The following is a 25,828-nucleotide window of genomic DNA, read 5'->3' on the forward strand; positions in this document are numbered from 1 at the left end:
ACCCTAACACGCTCACTCTCCCACGCTCTTACCTTCCCCTCTTATCAATCTATTTTCTCTATTCAATTCTTTTTGCTAATTTTCCGGAAACTAAACCACTATGCCCAATCTGATTTTATTACACGGAGCTTTAGGTCACAGCGACATTTTTATGCCTTATCTGAGCACCTTATCTCAATATTTTAAAGTGCATACTCCTTTATTTTCAGGGCATGGCAATAAAGAACTTCCGACAGACGGTATCAGCATTGAAAAGTACGCTCAGGAATTATCCGAGTATTGTAAAGTGCACCATCTGAAAGATGTATCAATTTTCGGGCACAGCATGGGCGGTTATGCTGCGCTTTGCTACGCAATGGAAAATCCTGACAATGTGAATTCTGTCGTAACGCTGGGAACAAAGTTTGACTGGACTGAAGAAGAAGCTTTGAAGGAAAGTAAGATGCTTAATCCTGATGTTATTGTTGAAAAGATTCCGCAGTATGCTCAGCTTTTAGAATTACAGCACGGCTCAAAATGGAAACAGCTGCTTCCGGCTATTGCTGATTTAATGATTGATTTAGGTAAGAACCCTCCTTTGGAAAATAATTTTGCCACCATTAATATTCCGGTTCAGATTATGGTGGGAGATAAAGACAATATGGTTACCATTGAAGAAAGCGCAAGGGTTTACAGAAGCCTTCCTAATGCAAAACTGGCCGTACTTCCGGATACAAAGCATCCTATGGATAAAGTACGACCTGATTTATTGCTGAATGTAATGAAAGATTTCTGGAATCTTTCTTAAATTAAATTATCTCTGAAGTTTTTCTCCGTAGCTCAGATCTCCGGCATCTCCTAATCCCGGAGTAATATACCCTTTAGATGTTAAATGTTCATCAATAGCTCCTACCCAGATGTGAGCTTCAGGATAAGCGCTCTGAATTGTTTCAACCCCCTGTTTTGAAGCAATTGCAGCTACAATATGAAGCTGGGTTGGATTTCCATTGGTTAGCAAATCTTTAATGGCTTCAATTAAAGAAGCTCCTGTTGCCAACATCGGGTCGGCTACAATCAAAGGTCTTCCTTCGATACTTGGACAGGTAAGATAATCCTGTTTGATGGAGAAATAATCGTTGGCATCGTGTTTTCTGTAAGCTGCCACAAAACCGCAGTCTGCCCTGTCAAGGTAATTCAGAATTCCTTCGAATAATGGAACTCCTGCTCTTAGAATGGTTGTAATAACCGGTTGTACAGCAATTTCCCTGCTTTTTATTGTATCCAACGGGGTTTGAATTTCAACCTCTCTGTACTCCAATCCTTTACTGATTTCAAAAGCGGCAATTTCTCCGATTCTTTCCATATTTCTTCTGAATCTCATTCGGTCATGCTGGATAGTAACGTTTCTAAGTTCGTTAATCCATTCATTGACAAGAGAAAAATGTTGCGATAAAATAGTAAGCATGAAAATTTTATTTTTAAATTTCAGTTAATTGATATTAATTCCTGCAAAATTACAACTAAAAAACGAATTGAAAGATCGGGCTTAAGGAGAAAGTCTGTTCTGATTGCATAAAAAATCCGGTAAGCAGGCTCACCGGATTTTCATGAACAATTGTTCTTATTATTTTTGTCTGAAATACACTTCAATCGGAACTCCGGTAAACCCGAATTCTTTTCTCAGCTGATTTTCAGTAAATCTTTTATATGGTTCTTTCACGTATTGCGGAAGGTTACAGAAGAATACAAACTGTGGTGACGGCGTAGGAAGCTGAACACAATATTTGATTTTAATGTATTTTCCTTTCAATGCCGGCGGCGGTGTATTTTCGAAGATCGGAAGCATTACTTCATTCAGTTTTGAAGTTTTAATTTTCTTCTTACGGTCTTCATACACCTGCATGGCTACTTCTACTGCTTTTAAAATTCTCTGCTTCGTTAAAGCTGAAACAAATAGGATTGGAATATCCTGGAACTGACCTATCTTATCTTTGATTGATTTTTCAAAATCACGCATGGTATTGGTCTGCTTATCTTCAACCAAATCCCACTTGTTAACAAGGATTACAATTCCCTTTCTGTTTTTCTGAGCCAAACCGAAGATATTCATATCCTGAGATTCCCATCCCTGTGTAGCATCCACCATAATGATCACTACATCAGAATATTCGATAGAACGGATAGATCTCATTACGGAATAGAATTCAAGGTCTTCGTTTACCTTAGACTTTCTTCTCATCCCTGCTGTATCTACCAATACGAACTCGTGTCCGAATTTGTTATATAAAGTCTGGATACTGTCTCTTGTTGTTCCTGCGATATCGGTTACAATATTTCTTTCAACATCCAATAAAGCGTTAGTCATTGTAGATTTCCCTACGTTCGGACGGCCTGCAATGGTAATTTTAGGAAGCCCTTCAAATGGATCTTTATATTCTGTAGTTGGAAAATCTTTAACAATATCATCCAACAGTTCTCCTGTTCCGGAACCTGTTGCTGAAGAAAGAGTATAATATTTGTCTATTCCCAGCTGATAGAATTCTGTTGCAGGAAGTTCTTCTTTCGAAGAATCTACTTTGTTGATAACGATATAAATCGGTTTGTTTGATCTTCTGAGAAGTCTGTAAATTTCATAATCTGTATCAGTAAGCCCCTCTTCCACGTTCATCATAAAGATAATGGACGTTGCTTCATCTACCGCCAACTGCACCTGCTTACGGATTTCTTCTTCAAAGATATCATCTGTACCTACATCATATCCTCCTGTATCAATTACCGTAAAATCTACTCCATTCCAATCTGATTTTCCGTAGTGACGGTCTCTGGTAACACCGGCTGTAGAATCTACAATAGCTTCTCTTCTTTCTAATAAACGATTAAAAAGCGTTGATTTTCCTACGTTGGGACGTCCAACGATTGCGACAATATTTGACATAAAAAATGTTTAATAATCCTTTTGCTTTGCTCAGGATATGTTATTAATGGGTTACTCCAACTTTTGGAGCCCAATTTTTTTGCAAAGATAGGACTTTATTATTTAACTGAGCTGGAAGAGGGGAAGTTGGAAGAGGGAAGCTGGAAGTCATGATCTATAAGATAGTCATACTCGTCATTTCAATGAATGTGAGTGAGTAGGTTCTAGTATCCGGTTATTCAGGGTGAAAAGCTTTTTCTTAAAATTTTTCTTGAAAAATAATTATTTGGATATCAATAAGTAATGCTATTTAAGCTCCTTTTATGCTAATAAATCTTTAATTTAGACTTTCATATTTAAAATAAATTCTATAATTTCGCGGCATAGAAACAGACCCATGGTGTAGCGGTAACACTACTGATTTTGGTTCAGTCATCTGGGGTTCGAATCCCTGTGGGTCTACAAACCATCCTTTTTGGGTGGTTTTTGTTTTTTCTTTTTACAAATTCTACTAAGAGTTAACCTTATTCTCTAGTTGTCGGCTTTATTTGAACATGTTTATAAAGACAATAACCACTGCAAAAAAAAAATTGCAGTGGCTTTTATTGTATACCATAGGATACCAGCAAGACACTCGCTAGCAGGAACACTAATTATCTAAACCAAATTTATCTTGATAATTAAACCTTTCGATTCCATTAGAATTTTTTATAACTATTTCTAAAGAACCTTTTGGCTTTATTATTGAATCTCCAACAAAAATCTTTTCCCACCAGTCTCTGTAAATCACTATACTGTCCTTATTTCCGTAGACTAAGAATGGTATATTGTGATTATCGTAATTTATATACTTTTTGATGACTAAGGATTTTATTTCTTTTTCCCTCACCCCATCTAAAAAGCCTCCTCCATTTTTTGAGGAAAATATACGATTATACAAAAATATTATCGCAATAATAATTAACACTGTTAATAAACTCTTATTTCTATCCATTATTTCCAATCTTTAGGTATATCGCTAACAAATCTAGTTTGCGTTCTTGATATTGAAATCCCAAATGAAGGTTTATTTTGAAGACCATACGAAACCCCAAAAGTATTATACCCTCCCGGATATTTACCCCATTCTTGACCATGTGAAATATCTAAACCATCAGCTTTCTGAGTTAAAGATGATCCTCCCCAAGAAAAACCACCACCAAATCCACCTGTTACACTATTTCCAAAACCTTTAAAGTCATTAACTTTAAATAAAGTATCTGGATCTGTAGACCTTATTGTATTAAAATCAACCGAAAAACCACTGCTGTTTGACAAAGACCAGCCATAAGAATAATAAAATTTTCCTCCAAAAGTCCCCGTACTTGAATCTGCCACATAACCAAAACTTCCAGTAACTCCAACAGAACCCATTAATTTTTGATTATATGAAACCTGAGCAGCTAAACCACTTACACTGGTTGCAGATGAAGTAATTTTTTCACCATTAATGGTTCTAATTGAGTTGCCATTTTCAACATGAGCAAGGGTAACACTATTATTACCTGTTTTAGCTGTAGCAGAACCATTGGCATGCAGATAATACATTCTGTCCTGTCCATTATAGGATTCTCCAAATTGATACTTTTTGCCTAAATGTTCATAGCCTGCAATTTGTTTATTAGTATCTTTCCATACATAATTACCTGTCGTCTTGTTACGATACCAATCTGTTGCCTGCCTTCCATCAGGATCAATAAATCTCAAAGGATTGTTAAAAGCATAGTTATAAGGGCTATGTCTTGTCATCTTTTCAGCCAGTGGATCTATTACTCCCCATCTACCTATATCTGCCATGTATAGCCGTGCACCATAATCATACATCCCTGTCTCCTGAAGCTCCTTGCCGTTGTACTTGTACTTTTTAAAGCTATCCTGTCCAAAATAAGCCGTTCCTGTTTTCAAATGATTCATTCCAAAAGGGTAATAATCATTATTATCTACGATTTCAAGAGCGCCTGTGCTGTTTTTTGCAAAGCTCACACGGACATTTCCTAAGTGATCTTTGTATTGATAAATATACTGATTTTTCTGATAATCATAAAACCCTTCAGAAGTAGGGAAAAACTGTAAGTCCGGAGTTTTAAGGTCAAGAACAATATTTCCTCCAAGGTTTCCTCCTCCAAAAACAGGTTCTATCGTGGGGTCAATAGGTTGTATTAAAGAAAATGCCTGGGGTTCCATTGCTCTTGCTGTCATCATTTCAATTTCTCCTCCCGGATTCCCTCCTGAGGTAACAATGTCTCTTCTAAAATACTGAAAACCATCCAGGTAATCTGTCTTTTCTGTAGTGGTGGTAACGGTATAATATCCTGAAACACTGTTTACAGCCGTTTTTTCCAGCTTTGTACCATCTGCCCTATACATGGTATTTATAACTTTACCAGAAGGACCAAAATCTATACTCATTTCCTGAGGAAGATTTAAATAATTATACCTGATCTCTGAGATCAGCTTATCCTGCATGGAAGTCATATTTCCATTGGCATCATATCCGATTGGAAGTCCGACTGTACCTTCGTACCCTGTACTATTACCGCTGTCATCCTTGATTTTGACAGCCTGGTTTCCCATATAATTATATGCAAGATTGTCAATTACGGTAGCTGTATTGCTTCCATTCTCCATCACAGAAGTCCTGTAAAGAGCGGTAATATTACCATTTACATCATACTGCAGAGATTCTGTATTCTCTTTGCTGTATGGGTTGTTGGGATTCTGATAGTATCCGGCCGTCAGCCTGTTGAGTTTATCGTAAGCATAACCATATCTCTTTGGTGTTAATGAAGGATTTACGCCCAATGTTTCAACAGATCTCCAGTCTACTTCTGCGATATTGCCGTTGTATCTTGGTAGTACATCTTTACCCGAAAATTGTGCAGGATCTGGATTGCTGATACCCTCTTTTTGAGTATACTTGATTTTATAAGAAAAAAGCTTTCCTCCCAAATCCGTAAGACTCATCTGATCTTTGTTAATACCCGTCATCCAACCTCGGATGTTGTAAGCATAATCGATACTCTGAAGGTTGTTTCCTACCTGCTTGTTGACCAGCTGGGAGAGTTCATTATAGCTGTTTTTAGCCAGTAGCTCTTCTGGATTACTGTCTACCTGATGGTAATGTTCTTTTAGCCTGTTTCCACTATCATATACAAAGCGTTCTTTTACAGTGATTCCAGTTTCCCCTGCTTTTCGTAAATGAGTGATAATGGTTTGTTGTGGTAATCCTGCAAAATCAAGCTTGGATTCTGTGTGGGTATATCCACCCAAATGATTGATAGAATGACCTCCAATTACTCTTCCTTTCTTGTCATAATAGGTATAGTTCTTTGTCCAGTTATCATCTTCGATATTCTTTACAAAGCTCATTACAGACAGTCCTTTGGTACTTCTTCCATCGGTTGTAGGTGAATCAGAAAGTACAGGTTCTCCCTGAATAGTTGAAGGAAATACAGGATTAAAACCGTATGCAGGATAAGAGTCGTAATAATTTATAGATAATAAAGAAACCCATTTAGAGGCATGAGGATAGGTGACACCAGGGTCATAATAAACATCCATTCCCTGCCTGTTAAATACCACAGAATTAGTCCGTGTCATATTATTTGAACCATCAGCCAATGTTTGTTCTGTATTGCGGTCGCCTCCTGTAGCAAGTCCCGTAATAACAACTCTTCCAAACTGATCATACTGCGTATACAGCCATTGCCCTTTTGCACTTAATACAGCATCCTGAGTTCCTACAAGTCTGTCTGCTTTATCATAAATCATAAATTCCCATCCTTTTCCGGGAAGCTTTTTTTCCACCAATCTGCCCTTTCCGTCATAACGGTACTGATAGCATAAGATATTGAGAAGATCATCCGTAATAGGCTTATGAACAGCCAGAGGAGGTATTACAAAAGCCAGCTGGTCATATTCATTGTAAACATAATAGGTATCGATATGTTCCGAAGAACTCTTTATTTTTCGAACTAATAAAACCTGGCCTTTACCGTTTTTAAACTCAATAGTTTCGTTATCATCCTCGTCTTTTACAGAATTTTTATAAAGCTGGTTTGGGGCATAAATCGTGGCAGGCGATAAGCTCAGTACACTTTTAGTAGCTCCATTTATCCAGCTCGTGGTAGTAATGTACTGATAGACTTCATTAAATCCGTTGGTGTCATAACCGAACTTTACAGATTTTCCGTTCCAGTCATTACCTACCTGTTTCTGCTCCAGAACCCGGTCTAAAGGGGAATTCTCCAGAACCTTTTCGGAATAGATTTTTTCATCACCATACGTGGTGGGATACACTCCCAATGGGCCGGAATAATAGTTTCCGTTGCTGGTAGAAAGTTGGGGAACAGGCAGGTAATCTTTTACCTGTCTTCCAAACTGATCATATTCAATATGGGTGACAACATCACGTCCCAGAGGTGAAGCCTGTAAGTTGACAATCTGTTTAGGTCTTCCAAGCCCATCAAAATACTGTACCGTTTCCGAGGATTTGGTAGCCGTGGTACCATTATAATCCAGATAGGTTTTGCTCTGGATATAGTTTTCCGTATTAGAAATCGTGGAAAGCTGTGCCTGTAAAGTACCTGCTATAAATAAAGCACTTATGGGGATTATTATTTTTCTCATTGTGTTTAGTTTTTATAGTTATACATCATTTCCTTTACAGTATGTCCGTTTACATCTACTATTTTCTGAAGTCTGCCTGCAGAATCATAAATGTAGTTTTCTCTGATTCCTGACGGTGGAGTAATGCTTCTGACTCCAATTAATGGATCATGGGTATAGGTAGTGATCTGATAGTTTGATAGAGAACTTCTAAAGGTATTCAACACTGATAAAAATGCAGACTCATCATTGTTAGCCACAGCAGAAGCATCTGTATTGGAAGCATTAACAATGGAATCAATCAGCGACTGTGAAATATCTGTTAATTTAGCTCCTTCTATCTTTGCTATCGGCTGGGTTTGGTTGTAACCCCAGATGATTACTGTGGAAACCCCATTCTTGGTGGTGTACTGCTGAAGATTCCCTTTGGAATCGTATTGATCGTAAGTAACTTCTGTGGTTTGGGTATTTTGCAAATCGGTAGACACAACAGAGCTTGGTAGTAAGTTCAATGGATTATCATACTTCGTTTCCGTTTTAGAAATAATTTTTCCTGTATTATCATTTACATTGATCTTTTTCACCACAGTTGTTTCCAAAGGAATTCCTATCATATTAGCATTGATAAGTTTTTGGTTGCCTTTTTCATAAGCATAATTATATTCAGTCTCATTAATTACTCCATCAGGCATAATGTTTTTCTGTTTCTTTAATTGACGATGAGAAGGGCTACCATAAAAATACTCTGTCTTAGTTTCAAAAGGTGTACCATTAAAGTAATCCGTTGTTTTCTGAGACTGTAAATAGGTAAAACGACTGATGTTTTTATAATATACAACATCCATATGTGGATAATCAGCATCCCAATTTCCAACATTGATAATAGGTTCATAAATTTTTCGTCTGCTGATACCTCCCAGATAAGATGTTCTGATAGGATCTTCAGCATACAGATTTTCAACAGTTTTTAAGGTAGTTCCCCCATTGTCTTTATAAACGGTTAATACCTCTTTTCCATTCTTCCAACTTGAGTTCGTCCAGGGAGCAGAGATAATAGAGCCTCCTTTAATAGCATTACCCGGGTAATCCGTCTCGGAACTGAAATAATGGATGCTTTTTCCTTTTCCTTCTATTTGTTCTTCCACGGTATCATAAAAAATATTCGGATTAAAAGAAAATAATCTGCCTATGTTAGATGAAGTAATGGCCGTATAGGTGGACATAGCAGGCAACGGATTCATAGTACCCATACAAAGTGAACCTGCCGACCTGTCTTCAATAAATACAGGGTCTCTGGTAATATTAATAGAATACTCCCCATTATCCCTGATATACTTATATTTTCTGGTTATAGGAAGTCCGTCAACAGGAGTGTCAACCGTTGATGCAACTCTATATCCTCCTTTTAGCACATCTTGTAATACATATTTGTCTTCCTGATCAAAGTAGTAAGCCTGAATATATGCCTGACAACAAGCGAATAATGCTTGCACAGTGATTTTAATGGTCTGATTTTTCTCAACATAAACATAGGCAGTTTGGCTATTATTCAATGAAGAGTCTGCCGAAATACCAAGAGAGGTGTATCCGATACCAGGAAAATATTCAAATAAAGGCATATAATTTCCCGCCTGATCTTTAACCCACATCCCACCTTTCTGCTTATCAGTTTCTAAAACGGGACTGTCTTTACAGTTTCCGTAAGGATTAAGATAATTGGCTAATCCAATACGAACATACCCTGCCTTTGCAGGAGTAATAGTTAATTCCTGTGTTGAATCATAGCTGTTAGAGCCATTCACTACTGAGGTTCCTATATGAACTTCAGGCGCATATACCAAAACATTTTCCTTCCTAACATGATTTTCGTAATTAAAAAGTGTATTTCCTCCTGTTGGATAAGTAATCATTTTCAATAGTCCATATTGGCCATAAGAGGGATTAACACTTTGATCAGCTCCATCATATTGAGGAGCTGTAATATCTGTGCTTGCAAACAATTTTGGTACGAGACTACTGTTGCCAGCTCCATTATAATACCCCCACATATCTCTTGAGAAGCTCAATCTTGAAGGAAAACTTTGAGGATTATTGTAGGTAAATTTATGTGATGAATTCGTTTTATTATTTTGTATTTCGATTAAGAATACTCTTAAAGAATTCGTTGTCAAATAATTAAAGCTAATATCATCAATGACTGTATTATTATGATACTTTTTTATATTGGTGAGCCTTGAATAATCACCATTCTGAGCTGCATAAGAGAAAACAATGGAGTTATTGTTGGTATCAAATATTTTCTTGAGCTGTTTACCCACTACATACTGTTCTGAATCAGCAATAAGCCCTAAATCCGGGGGTATTGTATACGGTATAACAGGACAGTAAGGCAGCCCTAAAGAACCACCAGGTAATTCATCTCCATATTTATACTGTGGTTCTTTGGTATAGGTCATTGTTTGAGACTGTGAAAGAATAGTGGTATAATTCACATCCTGATATTCACAGGTAAGTTTCTGGCCATTAGGAGTAATGATGGAAGTTAAATACCATGATTGTATATATTGTTGTGGAGGCTGATGTCCTCCAGTATTAAGTGTCCTGTTTTGTATATATTCTACAGCATTGAAATTATATCGTACCCCATTATCCAGGATAATTGAAAATAAGTTTCCATTATCATTTCTTTTAATTTGGTAATCTTTCTGATCAATCATAATAATATTACCTGCTTTATTGATCACAAATTTCACATTATAACCAGCAAAGTTGGCAGTATACAGATCAGGTTCAGAATCAAAATCATCATTTTCACAAAATGCCAGGTACGCATTCAGTTGTGTAGCAAAGTTTTCAGTTAGTGGTACATCCCCGCTATTAAAATTACTTCCTTCATCGGGTTTATCCCGTATGGTTCTGGTAATTACTCCACCTGAAATAAATGTCCAGCCTAATCCAACTGAGCCATTCATCTCATCCACATTAATACCGTTGGAAGCGTAATTTAGAGAAATGGGAATACTGTTTCCATCAACTGAAAGTTCTGTAATTGGTATATTAATATTGGGAGCACCTGTAAACATTCCTATAGGAACATTTCCATATTGGCTGAATTTAAATGATTCAGGGCTGGTTGGAGATATCTTGGGAATGTGCTTACCAGCATCATTTGTATTGGCAGTATAATCTTGTGGAGTATTACTCTGACTATACATTAAAGCAGAAAGAATAATCCCTGCCAATGTTAAAGTTTTTTTCATCGTATTATTTCTTAATTAGTTTGGCACTTGCCGTTTTATTCGTGTCTGTTTTGATTGTTACCAGATAAGCTCCCTGAATAAGTGCCTGGGTGTTTAGCTTGGTAACTCTGTTTTTAGTAGTAAGATTTTGAAGCTGTCTTCCGCTCATATCATACAACAGAATCTCAGCATCTTTGAAATCAAAGCCAATTTCCACATAAGCATAATCCGAAACAGGGTTTGGATAGATTTTGATATCATATTTTTCAATCAGCTGATCAACCTGTTTGTCTCCCAGTTTTACAATTTTCCAGTTTTCTTTCCCCAGCTCTTCAGCACTTGTCCCTGCAAGAACAATAGAACCATCTCTGTTCAGCTTTAAATCAGAAAGTCTCTCTTCCTTCTTTCTGGATTCTCCTTTTATGTGTTTTCTCCATTGTTCATTACCATTTTGATCTAAATACAGCATCCAGAAAGTTTCATCATCTGTTTCTATTCTTCCTTCTGCCTGAGTATAACCTCCCAATAAAATTCCTTTAGAAGATTTATCATCTGCTGAATGAAGAACACTCATTCCCATCAGAATATCTCTGTTTTTAAAATTGTAAGACTTCTGCCACTGTTCTTCACCTCTTTCATTTAAAGAGATTAACCAAAGGTCTGTTCCTTCTTCTAATCCGACGGTTTTATTTCCTGATCTTTCCGATCTGGATTCTCCACCAATAATGAAACCATTTGAAGTTAAGGCCAGAGTTCTCAAATGATCATCACCTTTGCCCCCGAAGTTCTTCTCCCATTCTACTTTATTATCTTTAGAAATTTTTATCACCCAAAAATCTCCTTCTCCATAATTTTCAGTTTTCTTTGTTCCGCCCACATTACTTCGAGAATATATTCCAAGCAATGCACCACCATCACGTGTTGGAATCATTTTTTCGACTTCATCTAAACCTTTCCCACCTAAAATAAGTTGGGATAATTCTTTTCCGTCTTTGTCTAATTTGACAATTAAAACATCTTTGGAGCCATAACTCTTTACGGCATTCTGTATATTTCCAGCAACAAAGAATCCAAAATCTGTAGTTTGGATCACAGCTCTTGCCTCTTCATCAGAAGAACTCCCTAAGGTTTTCTGCCATAACTGGTTTCCAAATTCATTGATTCGAATTAACCAAATGTCTGATCCTCCATTAGAATCATCCTTTTTATCCAGACCTTTACTTGAATACGAGGTACCAGAAATAAGAAACCCTCCGTCCTGGGTAGTGATAGTTGAAGATAAATAGTCGTGATTGTTTCCAGAAAAATATTTTTCAAAAACCTGTTCTCCCTGCTGGTTTAATTTAATCAAGTGAAAATCATACCCGTTGTTCTGTTTACTGGTTTGCTGGAGTTTATTAGTTTGAATGCTACTCCCTGTAATAAGGTATTGTCCATCAATTGTTGTAGTTATTTGGCTTAAAAAATCCTGCGAATTGGATTTTATATCTTTCTGCCAAAGTACCTCTTGGGCAAATATGCCCGTAATAGTGCATAGAGACAATGCACACATGTAGAGTTTTTTCATACTTGTGTTATTAATGTTAAGTAAATGTTGATTGATTTATTGTGTATATAGAAATACACAAATTATCGAGTGTAATTATTGTTTCATGGTTATGTTTTTTAATGCTTACAAAATTAAAATTTTTAAAGTTTATACCATCCCAAAGAAAATTTATTAACTTTTCTTTAATAAAGCAAAGATATACCTGCAAAGCGACAATACTTGTCGTATTATATTTTTATAAAAAACTTTAAAGTAATATATTGAATTTATAAACTTTGATAAGTACTCACCAATGCTATTTCTTGATAAATTTTTTATATCTGATTCGAAAATAGGATAGTTTCTGATCAACTACAATTTTTTTGTTATTATTTTTTCATATCGATTAAACATCTAATTTTTAACCACTTGTAAATTTAATTTATTCTCAATTGAATAAATACTCTATAATATTTTTAGTTAATACCTTGCCTGATTTTTGTATTTCCTAGCACTACCTCAATTTTTGTAGATCTACAAAACCAATTTGATTTTATAAGCATCAAAAAGAGGCTGTCCAAAAAGGTCAGCCTCTTTATTTTGTTTTGAGACTGCGTATAGTTATGCAGCAATTTTATACTTTTGGATTTCCATATACTTATGGAAAAGATACATATGTTGTTTGCATTTAAGTGTATTTAGCCAATTTTTACGGTTAAGTTTTCTGTTTTTCACTAATTTTCTAAGATTATGTGCCAATGCCATTAATCCAAATTCAATATTTACTTTTTCAAGTCCTTTTAGAGTAAATCTTGAAAATTTATTATTGCTTTTTAATTGCCCGAATACAGCTTCTACTTCTATAGGCCGTTTACTTCTGTGGTAATGCCCTTTTTCAGATATCAGCCTTTGCCTGGCTTTCATTCTGTGATGGTTCAGATTATAATTCACTTCGATTAATCGATTATCCTGGCTTTGATGGCAGCTTTCTCTAAGAGGACAACCCTGACATCTGAAAGCCTGATAATAATGTACCTGAGATTCATATCCGTTACTGCTGATCCTTTTGCCTTTACCGATAAAGTTCATTTGCTGTCCGCAGGGACATACATAGAAGTTATTTTCCTCATTATAATATAAGTTCTGTACAGCAAACGCATTGTTCTTCTCACTGCGCTTCTGTTCTTTATGAAAATTATTATATTTTACATAGCCCTCTATAGCTTTTTCTGCCATCATTTCGTAATTCTCTTCACTTCCATATCCGGCATCTGCTACTACCTCTTTACTTTGTTTGTGGTACTGATTTTCAAAGCCGTTAAGATGATCCTTCAATGTAGTGGTATCTCCAGGAGTCTGATGAATGCTGTAATGGGTGATAAACTGGTTTTCAGTACTGATCTGTGCATTATAGGCTGGCTTAAGCTGCCCATTTTTCATATGGTCGTCTTTGAGCCGCATGAAGCAGGCGTCGGGATCTGTCTTACTATAACTGTTGCGGCCTGAGAGTATTTTTAATTGATCTTCATACTTCTGTAATCTGGGCAGGTCCTGATGCTGAAGCTTTTTAATGAGCTTCTTACCGGTTTTATTGTCCTGTGCCAAAGAGTGATTAAGTTCTGCTATTTTATCCTGAAGCTCTCTGCTGTCAATAGATTTTGGAAGGGGCTTTTCATGGGATTCATAACGCTCTTCTTTGATTTGGGATTCAATATCTTCAAGTACGGAATGAATTTGAGCTTCCAGTTTTAATTTATTCTTTTCTACAGATTTTTTCCATACAAAGCTGTATCGGTTGGCAGATGATTCTATTTTTGTACCATCTATATATTGAACATTTAAACTTACGTAACCCAAATTCTGCAAAACAACGGTAACATCTGCAAAAAGACGGTGAATATGGTTTTTAAGCCGTTTGCTCCTAAAGTAATTGATGGTTCTGTAATCAGGCTTACTGTTGCCGGAAAGCCACATGAAATGAATATTTTCTCCAAGTGCCTTTTCTATTTTACGGCATGAATAAATATTGTTGAAATAGGCATAGAATAAAACTTTGATCATCATCCGGGGGTGAAAACTTGTCGTTCCACCGCCTTTATATTCACTTATAATATGATCGATATTCAAGTTATCCACTAATTCATTGATAAGACGTACCGGATGATTAGCACCTATCTTATCAAAAATATCTTCAGGAAATAAGCTGGGAGTATTGGTGGGTAAAGATTTAAACCGTACTTTCATATCAATGTTTGTTTGGGTGCACCTTAAAGATAAATCTTAAAGGACAAACAACAAAAAAATCCCCGAAACTTTTTTAAGTAACGGGGATATTTTTTTGGACTTTTTAGACAGCCGATCCTATTATGTAAAAATTATTTTTTATATATCAAACCTGTCCAGGTTCATCACCTTCGTCCATGCAGCCACAAAATCTTTTACAAATTTCCCCTGTGCGTCGGCGCTTCCATAAACCTCAGCTACGGCCCTCAATTCAGAATTTGATCCGAAAACAAGATCGGCACGGGTGGCGGTCCATTTGGGCTGACCGGTTGAGCGGTCACTTCCTATATACAGTTCATTATCATCTGACATGGCTTTCCATTGCGTTCCCATATCCAGAAGATTCACAAAGAAATCATTGGTAAGCACTCCCGGACGGCTGGTGAATACGCCATGCTTTGAACCGTCAAAATTGGTATCCAGAGCACGCATCCCACCTATCAGTACTGTTAATTCAGGAGCGGTAAGGGTTAATAACTGTGCTTTATCAATCAATAAAGATTCTGTAGATACGGTGTATTTTCTTTTCAGATAATTACGGAATCCATCAGCTGCAGGCTCAAGGTAACCCATGGATTCTACATCCGTCTGTTCCTGAGAAGCATCCATTCTTCCCGGAGCAAAAGAAATTTTTACGTCCTGGCCTGCATTTCTTGCAGCAAGTTCAACAGCAGCATTACCGGCTAATACAATTAAATCTGCCAATGATATTTTTTTACCTCCGCTTTGAGTATCGTTGAATTCTTTTTGAATTCCTTCCAGTACATTTAATACTTTATTCAATTGAGAAGGATTGTTCACTTCCCAGTTTCTCTGAGGCTCCAGTCTGATTCTGGCTCCGTTGGCACCACCACGCTTATCACTTCCTCTGAAAGTAGAAGCGGAAGCCCAGGCTGTAGATACCAGCTCAGAAATACTCAATCCTGAATTTAAAATTTTTGATTTTAATGCTTCTGCATCATTTTCGTCAACCAGTTCGTGGTTCACTTCCGGAATAGGATCCTGCCAGATAAGCTCTTCCTGTGGTACATCCGGTCCCAGGTAACGGGTGCGTGGTCCCATATCTCTGTGCGTTAATTTAAACCATGCTCTGGAAAAGGCATCGGCAAACGCATCAGGATTTTCGTAGAAGTGTCTTGAAATTTTTTCGTATACAGGATCCAATCTTAACGAAAGGTCTGTTGTAAGCATTGTTGGCTTATGCTTTTTGTCAGCATCAAATGCATCAGGAATAATATCCGCTCCACCCTTCGCTACCCATTGGTGAGCTCCGGCAGGGCTTTTTGTGAGTTCCCATTCATTTTCAAAAAGGTTTTTAAAGAAATAATTACTCCATTGAGTCGGGGTTTCTGTCCAGGTTACTTCCAGACCGCTGGAAATAGCGTCTCTTCCGCGGCCTGATTTATAAGTACTCGTCCATCCAAGTCCCTGTTGTTCTATCCCGGCACCTTCAGGTTCTTTGCCTACATGATCTGCAGGGCCTGCACCGTGGGTTTTACCGAAAGTATGTCCTCCGGCGATCAAAGCAACTGTTTCTTCATCATTCATCGCCATACGTCCGAAAGTATCACGGATATCTTTAGCAGCTGCAATAGGATCCGGGTTTCCATCCGGCCCTTCCGGATTTACATAAATAAGTCCCATTTGTACGGCAGCCAACGGATTTTCAAGGTTTCTTGAATGAATATCCCCGTCTGCATCATCATCGGTAGGAAGAACTGCCGAATGCCCTTCTACTACTCCTTCTGAACCGTGGGCATACCGTAAATCACCTCCCAGCCATGTTTTCTCGGATCCCCAATATATGTCGGAATCCGGTTCCCAGACATCTGCACGTCCTCCCGCAAATCCGAATGTCTTAAACCCCATGGATTCAAGGGCAACGTTTCCGGTAAGGATCAAAAGATCAGCCCAGGATATATTCCTGCCATATTTCTGCTTAATTGGCCATAGTAACCTTCTTGCTTTATCAAGGCTTACATTATCCGGCCAGCTGTTGAGCGGCGCAAACCGCTGCTGTCCGGCTCCTGCTCCTCCTCTTCCGTCCCCCACACGGTATGTTCCTGCACTGTGCCAGGCCATACGGATAAAAAGCGGACCATAATGGCCAAAATCTGTCGGCCACCATTCCTGGGAATCTGTCATTAATGCGTGAAGGTCTTTTTTTACAGCCCCCAGATCAAGGCTTTCAAATGCTTTAGCATAGTCAAAATCCTTATCCATAGGATCAGAAAGGGAAGAATGCTGGCGCAGAAGATCTACTCTAAGCTGATCCGGCCACCAATCTGAATTCCGGATTCCGCCACCTGCTACGTTCTTCTTCATTGTTCCGTTATGAAACGGGCATTTACTGATGTCATTCAAATCTTTTTCCATTGTCGTTTATTTTATTCTTTTGATTAATACAGTTTAAATTCTTATTGTAAGACATGACAAACCTACAACGTTTATGTTATAAATACAATCTATTAATTTTTATTTCTATAATAGTTAGAAACTATAAATAAGTAAATCCGACTGCATTTCTTCTAAGGCAAAATTGTGGTATTAAGTTAGTTATTTTTCAAATTAACTTAAATAAAAACAACAGTATACAGCCCAATTTAGAATTACTCAACGTAAGAATTTAAAGAGAAAAGGAAGGTGAAAGGAGGGTGTTTAATATCATCAGGAAAAATAACATAATAATTGCTGAAGAAACACACCATTACAACAATTTCTAGAAGCTTTTCCTCTTCCTGTTTCGAGCTTCCAACTTTCTCTCACTAAAAATAAATTAACTATCTTTATATATCAAACATGATCTTTATGAAAAAAATAATTGTTATTATTCTTGTTGCTTTTATCATCATTCAGTTTTTTCCCATTGACAAGACCAATCCGCCACTAACCCCCGGAATGGATTTTCTAAAGATTAAAAATACTCCGGAAAAAATTGCCCGTACCATCAGGACTTCCTGCTATGACTGTCATTCCAATGAAACAGCATATCCTTGGTATACCAATATTTCTCCTGCTTCATGGTGGGTGAAAAATCACATTGATGAAGGCCGAAAAAATCTTAATTTTTCTATCTTTGCAGTATATGAGCCTAAAAGACAGCTTCATAAACTGGAAGAATGTATAGAAATGGTTGAAAAAAAAGAAATGCCGCTTGAGTCTTATTATTTAGGTCATCAGAATGCTAAACTATCGGATGAGCAGCGTGCAGATCTTGTTCAATATTTCAAAAAGGTAAAAGAAGATACAGAAAGAGGGATCATGTTTAATAAATAAAATGATGGAAAACTGGGAAAACAAACATATAGTTTTTTTTGACGGAGATTGCGGAGTCTGTAATTTCTGGGTGCAGTGGATTCTGGAACGGGACAAGAAAGACCAGTTCATGTTTGCTTCTCTTCAATCTGATTTCGGGCAAAAGTTTTTATCCGAAAGAGGACTGGAAACCAATGTATTCAATACGATGTATCTCTGGAAACCAGGAAGGTATTATCAGATCAAATCAAGGGCAGTACTGGAAATTGCCAATTTATTGGGAGGAGTTTATAAACTTTCCTTTGTCGGAAAAATTATTCCTTCGTTTTTAAGTGATAAGGTATATGATATTATTTCCAGCAACAGAATGAAGCTGGCCAATCAGAAATGCTACCTGCCGGATCCACATCAGCGGAAAAAGTTTATCCAGGTGTAATTAATTATTCTTACACCGTTTCATTTAACTTATAAAAAGATCATTCCGTAAGAGTTTCCTACAATATAAATGCATTGTATAGATTCCTACGGAATGACAAATAAGACGTATAGTTTTGCTAGTTTAATGTTTAATGTTTAATGTTTAATGTTTAATGTTTAATGTTTAATGTTTAATGGAAATTAAACTGAAGAACAGTCTCTTACCAGCTTAATCAATTATCAATTATCAATTATCAATTATCAATTATCAATTATCAATTATCAATTATCAATTATCACTCATTACTCATTACTCATTACTCATAAATTCAGCGACCAAACAGAATAAGAATTCGGAGGACATTGGATTTTCACCCATTTGTCTCCCTGAGTCGTTGGATACCAGCTTGAATTTCCCGTAAAATCTTTAATCTGCTGGCTGCTCCAATTGGTTTCTACCCATCTTTCCTGCCAGCTTGATGAAGTGTTGATATAAACAACGAGCCCCGGATTACCATTATAGCCGTTACGTCTTGCGATATATTCATCGTTATCGGTATATAGAATAGAAGTAGTTCCTGTAGCTTTATTGTTGTGAATCCAGATTAAATTGTTCAGTCTTTCTTTATTTAACCATTCTTCATAATCTCTGTAAAAAATAGTCGGATATCCTTCGTGTGTTAAAATATAGGCATATGCCGGCATTTTGTTGTAAATAATATCCGTGTCATGGTTGGCTACAAAAGTGACTGCTTTGTAGGGATTTCTTTTCCACATCATATCATCATTCAGAACGTTTAGGTTTCCGTTATCAAAAGCTTCATCCATTTTATAGTAAGCAGCAAAATCAAATACGGAACTGTTCGCATTATTAGCCCACCACTCCAGTGTGTTAACATTGGAATCCCATAATTCTCCGACAGAAAAGCCTCCTACATTAGAATTCCAGGTATTGACTACCCATGGTCCGAATCCTTTTACATAATCGAATCTCCAGCCATCAAACTTCATCACGTTTTTATAATATTTTGCAACAGAGTCATCTCTTCCCCACAGCCAGTCCTGCACATGCGGGTTGGCATGGCATAAATCAGGAAAGCCCCCAAAAGCGCCTTCATCATTATTTCCGTAAGCATTTTTATAAAAATCGTTATAGTTTCTCTGAAACTTTCCGGAAGCTACACCTGAGAAATCAGTCCATGTACTGGTTCCGGTAAAAGGATTGGCTTCGGATTGCCCTCCGCTGTTATGATTGATCACAATATCTGCATACACCTGCATATTTTCGGTATGAGCTTTTGTTATCAATGCTTCCAGTTCGGCTCTGGATCCGAAACGGGTTTCTACACTTCCATTCTGGTTAAAATCTCCAAAATCGTAATAATCCGTAGGATCATATCCCATAGAATAAGCTCCGTTCTGTGCTTTGGATGCGGGCGGCAACCATACGGCGCCAATTCCTGCACCAGACCATGCTGTCAGTTTATCTTTAACAGTATTCCACCAGTTTCCGCCACCGGGAACATCCCAGTAAAAGCCCTGCATCAGAACTCCGCCTCCCGGACCGGCTATAAATTTACTTTGTGCAGAACCAGAACCGTTTCCTGTACTGAAGGGTCGGCCATCATGGTGGGTTACATTTACTGTTTTGTTGTGAACTTCTTCCTGTCTGGAAGGTTCCATGGTCAATTCATCACTGTTCCGGCATGAATGAGCAAATGCTAAAGCCAGCAGGGAAAGGAAAAAAGTTGTTTTTTTCATCGTAAATATTAATTATCAATCTATTAAACAAGATACAATTTTATTAAAAACAAATTCAAATGAAAGGGAGATATTTTAATTATTAATCATAAATCAAGATGAAAGGCAATCAAATTTTTCATTAAAAAATCATAAATTTTAAAGTTTCTCGAAACAATTTTTCTTTTAATCCATATATTTGCATACTATGGAATACAACACCCAAAAAACTCAGCTTCATATGCCGGAATACGGCAGAATTATACAACAGTTGGTTGAGCGCTGCAAAGAACTTCCTACCAAAGAGGAAAGGAATGAAATGGCTATGGCAATCATCGATTTTATGGGTCAGAGAAACCCACAACTCCGCGACGAGGAAAATTATAAACATAAACTTTGGGACCATCTTTATATTCTTGCCAATTATGATCTGGATGTAGATTCTCCTTATCCGTTTCCAACTATGGAAGAGCTGGCAGAAAAACCTAAAAGAATGGAATATCCAAAACTTCAAGGTGACTTTAAGTTTTACGGAAAAAGTATTCTTCAATTGATAGAAAAAGCAATCGAACTGGAACCGGGTGATGAAAAAGAAGCCCTTATCGAAGTGATTGCCAACAATATGAAGAAATCTTATAATGTCTATAATAAAGAACACGTAACGGACGATGTTATTTTCCGCCACCTGAAAGAACTGTCTGAAAACAGGTTGGATCTTACCGGAATAGATTCTCTAGAGAAAAGTAAAATCTATTATACCAGCAATAACAACAACAGGAATAATAACAATAACAACAACAGGAACAGCAACAATAATAATAAAAACAATAACCAACCCAACAAAAGAAGGCATAATAACAATAATAAAAACAGAAAATAATGAGTGGAACATTTCAAATAAGAGGAGGAAAAAGACTGCAGGGTGAAATAACTCCACAAGGAGCCAAAAATGAGGCTCTGCAAATTTTATGTGCTGTTCTCCTTACTGATGAAGAAGTAAGAATCAAAAATATTCCGGATATTCATGATGTTAACAGGCTGATTGAAATTCTTGGGGATTTTGGAGTGAAAATTACTAAAAACGGACAGGGAGATTATACTTTCAAGGCGGATCAGGTAAATTTTGATTATATAAAGTCTAACGAGTTCAAAAAAGACGGCGCAAAATTACGTGGTTCCATTATGCTGATGGGGCCGATGCTTGCCCGTTATGGAGAAGCGTATATGCCGACTCCCGGTGGTGACAAAATCGGAAGAAGAAGGCTTGACACTCATTTCCAGGGTCTTGTTGAACTAGGTGCGGAATTCAATTATGATGAAGAGGAATATTTCTATTCTTTAAAGGCTAAAGAGTTAAGAGGGAAGTTCATTCTTTTAGAAGAAGCTTCCGTTACCGGAACAGCCAATATTGTAATGGCTGCAGCTCTGGCAAAAGGAAAAACAAGGATTTACAATGCTGCCTGCGAGCCTTATCTTCAGCAATTATGCAAAATGCTGAACAGAATGGGAGCGAATATCTCAGGTATCGGATCTAACCTCCTTACGATTGAAGGAGTAGATTATCTTAGAGGAACTGAGCATACTATGCTTCCGGATATGGTAGAAATCGGATCGTGGATTGGTCTTGCAGCGATGACAAAATCTGAGATCACCATTAAAAATGTAAACTGGAACCAGCTTGGTGTTATCCCGAATACATTCAGAAAATTAGGAATTCAGCTTGAGCAGAGTGGTGATGACATCTACATTCCGGCTCAGGAACATTATAAAATCCAGAAATTTATTGACGGTTCTATCCTTACTATTTCAGATGCCCCATGGCCAGGATTTACACCGGATTTATTATCCATTATCTTAGTGGTGGCTACTCAGGCTAAAGGAAGTATCTTGGTTCATCAGAAAATGTTTGAATCCAGATTATTCTTTGTGGATAAATTAATTGATATGGGAGCACAGATCATTTTATGTGATCCGCACAGAGCTACAGTAATCGGATTGAACCAGGAAGCCCCGCTAAGAGGAACAACCATGGTTTCCCCGGACATCAGAGCCGGAAACGCACTACTTATTGCTGCACTTTCTGCAGAAGGAAAATCTATCATCCACAATATCGAGCAGATCGACAGAGGATATGAAAATATTGATGGAAGGCTAAGAGCCATCGGTGCTGATATTGAAAGAATCTAAAATTATTTATTTAATATATATAAGCGTTCAGAGTATTCTGAGCGCTTTTTTTGTTTTACTTTTGTCATTCTGACGAAGGAAGAATCTTATTATCAATCAAATATATATGAGATTCTTAACTACATTTCATTTCGTTCAGAATGATACCCTTGAGGCAACCTCATTTCTGTCCCAATTAATAATTCGTCATTTAAATCTGTTATAACGAAAAATAAAAAGTGCCCGGTAAAAAAACCGGACACTTTGAGTAATTAAAACTATATGAATCTCACTTAAAAATAGGTTCTGCAGGTATATTCTACCGTTGTATTGATAAGTTTATTTTTATTCAGATAGACTTCAAGCTGCTGAAAATCTTCTGAATTGACATTTATATATAACTGTACTGAACCGAAACTATATCCGTTCACGTACTCTACATTAGCAGATAACACTCTATGACAGATGCCTAATTGATTGTAGATGGTATTCATCAAATGTTCAAATTTCATTTTGCCATTCAACTCTATTTCCAGTAACAATTCTTTTTTAGGCAGGTTTATTTTGTTTTGCAAAACCTGCAGGCCGGGATTAGGTGTAATCATCGCTAAACATTTTTGGGCTAAACATTATCAGATCATGGTGCGCTCTGCATTTAAATCTGTGACAAAAATATAAAAAAATATTAGTCCACCAAATTAGTAGACTAATATTTTTAAAATTTAACATAAAAAAAAGAAGCCTTATCAGCTTCTCTCTGTATTTTAAAAATTTCCTACTCTCTCCAATTTGTCAGAACCCGCCAGTCCATTAGGATTGCAGCCAAGCTCTCCTTCAGGGACTTTGAGATTTTTCTTGCTGTAAAATTCTTCCCAGAATGTGTTTGTTTTTCCTGTTTTCGGATCAATAAATGTCATGGGTTCCAGTTTGAAAATATGATTATCCCGAAAAGCTCTTTCTACAAAATCTGAACAGTAATAGGAATTTTCATCCAGAATATAATTGAAGTTGTATGGTTTTCCAAGCATGGACTCTGCCTTTTTAACGGCTGCAGGAATTACCTTCCTGTATTCAGGTTTTAAACGGTATACCATCACCTGCTGCCCTTCTTGCTTCTGATCTTTTATAAAATCTTTTAAATCCTGTTTTTGAGAACCGCCTTTGGGTGCAGCGTGCAGAACAAACATCTTGTTCCCTTCTTTTTCCAGAATTCCTATATGATCATAAGACGCCGTCTTTTGTTTCTGAGTGACATTATTGATCGCACCGGAAAGTCCCGACTCTTTTGCCGTAACAAAAAGCAGATCTCCGTTTTGAAGCTGTACATTGGCAGAGCGGGCATTATTACACTGAACCAATGTAATTATTAAACAGGATAAAATTCCAACAACAATAATTTCTTTGATTCTGCTAAAAGATATTTTAAATTCAGACATTCCGTTATACTTTCAATGCCAAAATTACAAAATAGAATTCATTACATTTGTGAAAACATTGATCTATTCTTCACACCAACCCAAACATTTTCAAAATTCTCATGCCCCATATTTTATTAGTTGAAGACGACGACAGACTTTCAAAATTGATTGCAAAAGGATTTCAGGAAGCTGAATTTGAGGTCACTGTGGCTTATGACGGAATCACAGGTCTGAAACTGGCGCAGCAGAACCATTTTGATCTGGCAGTGACCGATATTGTGTTACCCGGAAAAAATGGTCTTGAATTCTGCAATGAAATCAAAACATTACAACCTGATCTTCCTGTCATTATGCTTACTGCACTGGGAACCACTGATGACAAACTGGAAGGATTTGATGCCGGAGCTGATGATTATCTCACCAAACCTTTTGAAATGCGGGAACTGGTGGCAAGGATTAAGGTACTTCTGAAGCGCTTTTCGCAACAGCTGCACCAAAAAGTTTCTGTTCTTACATATGAAGGCATTGAAATGAACCTGAAGCAGAAAACGGTAAGCAGGAATCAAATTCCGGTCAAATTAACCCCCAAAGAATTTAATCTTTTAAAATTCATGCTGGAAAATTCAGAAAGGGTTCTTTCCCGAAGTGAAATTGCCGAGAAAGTATGGGAAACCCATTTTGATACGGGAACTAATTTTATTGACGTCTATATTAATTATCTCAGAAAGAAAATAGATAAAGATTTTGACACCAAACTTATCCACACCAAAGCCGGCATGGGTTTTATTCTGAAGAAAGACTATGAATCAGGCGCTGTACAGTAATCATTGAGATGAACTAAAAATATCAGGATGAAAATAAGAACCCGGCTTACGCTGCTTTTTACCTTAATCACGGCAATGCTTTTAAGCGTTTACAGCATTTCGATCTATTATTCATCAAAAGAAGCCAGAGAGAAATCTTTTTACAGCGAACTTCAGAATGAGGCAATAGCCAAGGCTGATTTATTTTTCCGAAGCTCCCTTCCCGAGCAGGAAATGCACAAGCTTTATAAAAACAATACCAGAACCCTTAATGAAGTTCAGGTCGCCATTTATGACACTAATAATCAGTTGGTTTATCATGATGATGCCAAAGTAGATGATGTAAAGGAAACCCCGGAGATGCTTGCTCAGATTTTCCGGAAACAGAAAATCAGTTTCTTTTTAGATGATCTGCAGGTAATCGGAATGGTGTATCATTATGAAGGAAAAACGTATGCTGTAACCGCAGCAGCTTATGATCAGTACGGATATGAATATCTCACCCACCTTCTTACCATCAGTATTATTTCTTTTTTCAGTATTCTGATCCTGATTTACCTGGCAGGAATATTTCTTTCCAAAAAGGCATTGAGCCCGCTCAGTGAGATGGTGAATCAGATTAAAAAGATTACAGCCGGAAAATTACAGCTGCGTCTGAAAACAACTAAAGAAAAAGACGAGCTGAATGAACTTGCCCAAAATTTCAATGGAATGCTGCAAAGGCTTGAAAATTCTTTTGATTCGCAAAAACATTTTGTATCCAATATTTCACACGAGCTGAGAACTCCCCTGTCGGCTATTATTACGGAGCTGGAACTGGCCTCTGAAAAGGATAAAACCAAAGAAGAATATCAGGAAACCATCCGATATGCGCTGGAAGATGCCCGCAATATGGTAAAGCTTTCCAATAGTTTAATGGATCTTGCCAAAGCGAGCTATGACCCTAATGAGATTAGTTTTTCGGAAGTACGTCTTGATGAAGTGCTGCTGGAATCTTACACTAAAATCATAAAAGAAAATTCAGGATATAAAGTTTCATTGAACATAGAAGATTCGCTAGAAGAGCATCAGCTTATCATCCAGGGAAATGAATATCTTCTGCAGGTTGCTTTTAATAACCTTATTGACAATGCCTGTAAATATTCACCGGAACATACCTGCCTGATTGATGTAAGGACGAATTCGAAAATCCTTACAATAAGTTTTACCAATACAGGAAATACTATTCATGAAATAGATTTACAGCATATTTTCGAACCTTTTTACAGAAGCGAAACATCCAGACATGAAAAAGGTCATGGAATAGGGCTATTCCTTACCGAGAAGATTATTCTGCTCCATAATGCAAAAGTCAACGTTGTATCAGAACATAAAGAGATAACTTTTACGGTAGAGTTTATGATTAGCTAATGTATCAAAACCTCGTTCAAATTTATTTG

18 protein-coding genes and 1 tRNA gene are annotated in these 25,828 nt (G+C 37.1%); 8 read left to right on the forward strand and 11 right to left on the reverse strand.

Annotated features, from left to right (window positions below; translation table 11 throughout):
• Window positions 1–100 precede the first annotated feature (100 nt).
• Window positions 101–787 carry an alpha/beta fold hydrolase gene (locus tag ACP3T3_RS10550; protein WP_426479823.1) on the forward strand — a complete coding sequence of 229 codons (687 nt, stop codon included), beginning with the start codon at window positions 101–103 and terminating at the stop codon, window positions 785–787.
• Window positions 788–793: 6 nt separating this feature from the next.
• Here the strand turns inward: ACP3T3_RS10550 and upp are convergent, their stop codons facing one another.
• Both upp and der read right to left on the reverse strand, forming a co-directional pair.
• On the reverse strand, window positions 794–1,444 hold the full coding sequence (gene upp, locus ACP3T3_RS10555; RefSeq protein ID WP_426479824.1) for a uracil phosphoribosyltransferase: 651 nt from the start codon (window positions 1,442–1,444) through the stop codon (window positions 794–796).
• 159 nt (window positions 1,445–1,603) lie between these two features.
• Entirely contained in the window at window positions 1,604–2,914 is a 1,311-nt protein-coding gene (gene der / locus ACP3T3_RS10560; RefSeq protein ID WP_426479825.1) for a ribosome biogenesis GTPase Der, read from the reverse strand.
• A gap of 370 nt (window positions 2,915–3,284) precedes the next feature.
• Between der and ACP3T3_RS10565 the strand changes: the two genes are divergently transcribed.
• Window positions 3,285–3,355, forward strand: a tRNA-Gln gene (locus ACP3T3_RS10565).
• A gap of 187 nt (window positions 3,356–3,542) precedes the next feature.
• On the opposite strand, the gene ACP3T3_RS10570 is transcribed toward ACP3T3_RS10565, so the two are convergent.
• From ACP3T3_RS10570 to katG, 6 genes are all read right to left on the reverse strand, one after another.
• Window positions 3,543–3,887 carry a hypothetical protein gene (locus ACP3T3_RS10570; protein WP_426479826.1) on the reverse strand — a complete coding sequence of 115 codons (345 nt, stop codon included), beginning with the start codon at window positions 3,885–3,887 and terminating at the stop codon, window positions 3,543–3,545.
• On the reverse strand, window positions 3,887–7,561 hold the full coding sequence (locus tag ACP3T3_RS10575) for a DUF6443 domain-containing protein (RefSeq protein WP_426479827.1): 3,675 nt from the start codon (window positions 7,559–7,561) through the stop codon (window positions 3,887–3,889). Before ACP3T3_RS10575 ends, ACP3T3_RS10570 begins: the two co-directional genes overlap by 1 nt.
• A gap of 5 nt (window positions 7,562–7,566) precedes the next feature.
• Window positions 7,567–10,800 carry a hypothetical protein gene (locus tag ACP3T3_RS10580; protein ID WP_426479828.1) on the reverse strand — a complete coding sequence of 1,078 codons (3,234 nt, stop codon included), beginning with the start codon at window positions 10,798–10,800 and terminating at the stop codon, window positions 7,567–7,569.
• 4 nt (window positions 10,801–10,804) lie between these two features.
• A complete protein-coding gene (locus ACP3T3_RS10585; RefSeq protein WP_426479829.1) occupies window positions 10,805–12,346 on the reverse strand; it encodes a T9SS type A sorting domain-containing protein in 1,542 nt (513 codons plus the stop codon).
• A 582-nt stretch (window positions 12,347–12,928) separates the two neighbouring features.
• Complete coding sequence (locus ACP3T3_RS10590) at window positions 12,929–14,551, reverse strand: IS1182 family transposase (RefSeq protein ID WP_426479830.1); 1,623 nt, start codon at window positions 14,549–14,551, stop codon at window positions 12,929–12,931.
• 138 nt (window positions 14,552–14,689) lie between these two features.
• Entirely contained in the window at window positions 14,690–16,966 is a 2,277-nt protein-coding gene (gene katG / locus ACP3T3_RS10595; RefSeq protein WP_426479831.1) for a catalase/peroxidase HPI, read from the reverse strand.
• A 432-nt stretch (window positions 16,967–17,398) separates the two neighbouring features.
• Here katG and ACP3T3_RS10600 point away from each other — a divergent pair, with 432 nt between their 5' ends.
• Window positions 17,399–17,866 carry a heme-binding domain-containing protein gene (locus tag ACP3T3_RS10600; RefSeq protein WP_426479832.1) on the forward strand — a complete coding sequence of 156 codons (468 nt, stop codon included), beginning with the start codon at window positions 17,399–17,401 and terminating at the stop codon, window positions 17,864–17,866.
• Between the two features lies 1 nt (window position 17,867).
• Window positions 17,868–18,281 carry a thiol-disulfide oxidoreductase DCC family protein gene (locus ACP3T3_RS10605; protein ID WP_426479833.1) on the forward strand — a complete coding sequence of 138 codons (414 nt, stop codon included), beginning with the start codon at window positions 17,868–17,870 and terminating at the stop codon, window positions 18,279–18,281.
• 302 nt (window positions 18,282–18,583) lie between these two features.
• Here ACP3T3_RS10605 and ACP3T3_RS10610 read toward each other — a convergent pair whose 3' ends face one another.
• On the reverse strand, window positions 18,584–20,023 hold the full coding sequence (locus ACP3T3_RS10610; protein WP_426479834.1) for an alpha-amylase: 1,440 nt from the start codon (window positions 20,021–20,023) through the stop codon (window positions 18,584–18,586).
• A gap of 187 nt (window positions 20,024–20,210) precedes the next feature.
• Here ACP3T3_RS10610 and ACP3T3_RS10615 point away from each other — a divergent pair, with 187 nt between their 5' ends.
• Entirely contained in the window at window positions 20,211–20,882 is a 672-nt protein-coding gene (locus ACP3T3_RS10615) for a DUF4290 domain-containing protein (RefSeq protein WP_426479835.1), read from the forward strand.
• Window positions 20,882–22,189, forward strand: a complete 1,308-nt coding sequence (murA, locus tag ACP3T3_RS10620) for a UDP-N-acetylglucosamine 1-carboxyvinyltransferase (protein ID WP_193544219.1) — start codon at window positions 20,882–20,884, stop codon at window positions 22,187–22,189. Before ACP3T3_RS10615 ends, murA begins: the two co-directional genes overlap by 1 nt.
• A 272-nt stretch (window positions 22,190–22,461) precedes the next feature.
• On the opposite strand, the gene ACP3T3_RS10625 is transcribed toward murA, so the two are convergent.
• The gene (locus ACP3T3_RS10625) at window positions 22,462–22,773 is read right to left on the reverse strand and encodes an NIL domain-containing protein (protein ID WP_121488903.1); all 312 of its coding nucleotides are present in this window, start codon (window positions 22,771–22,773) and stop codon (window positions 22,462–22,464) included.
• A 159-nt stretch (window positions 22,774–22,932) separates the two neighbouring features.
• On the reverse strand, window positions 22,933–23,604 hold the full coding sequence (locus ACP3T3_RS10630) for a YiiX/YebB-like N1pC/P60 family cysteine hydrolase (protein WP_426479836.1): 672 nt from the start codon (window positions 23,602–23,604) through the stop codon (window positions 22,933–22,935).
• A 101-nt stretch (window positions 23,605–23,705) separates the two neighbouring features.
• On the opposite strand from ACP3T3_RS10630, the gene ACP3T3_RS10635 reads away from it, so the two are divergent.
• A complete protein-coding gene (locus ACP3T3_RS10635) occupies window positions 23,706–24,410 on the forward strand; it encodes a response regulator transcription factor (RefSeq protein WP_426479837.1) in 705 nt (234 codons plus the stop codon).
• Window positions 24,411–24,437: 27 nt separating this feature from the next.
• Window positions 24,438–25,799: an ATP-binding protein gene (locus tag ACP3T3_RS10640; protein ID WP_426479838.1), complete on the forward strand. Its 1,362-nt coding sequence runs from the start codon at window positions 24,438–24,440 to the stop codon at window positions 25,797–25,799.
• Window positions 25,800–25,828 lie beyond the last annotated feature (29 nt).

This window comes from Chryseobacterium sp. CBSDS_008 (assembly GCF_049959325.1).
Taxonomy (GTDB): Bacteria; Bacteroidota; Bacteroidia; order Flavobacteriales; family Weeksellaceae; genus Chryseobacterium.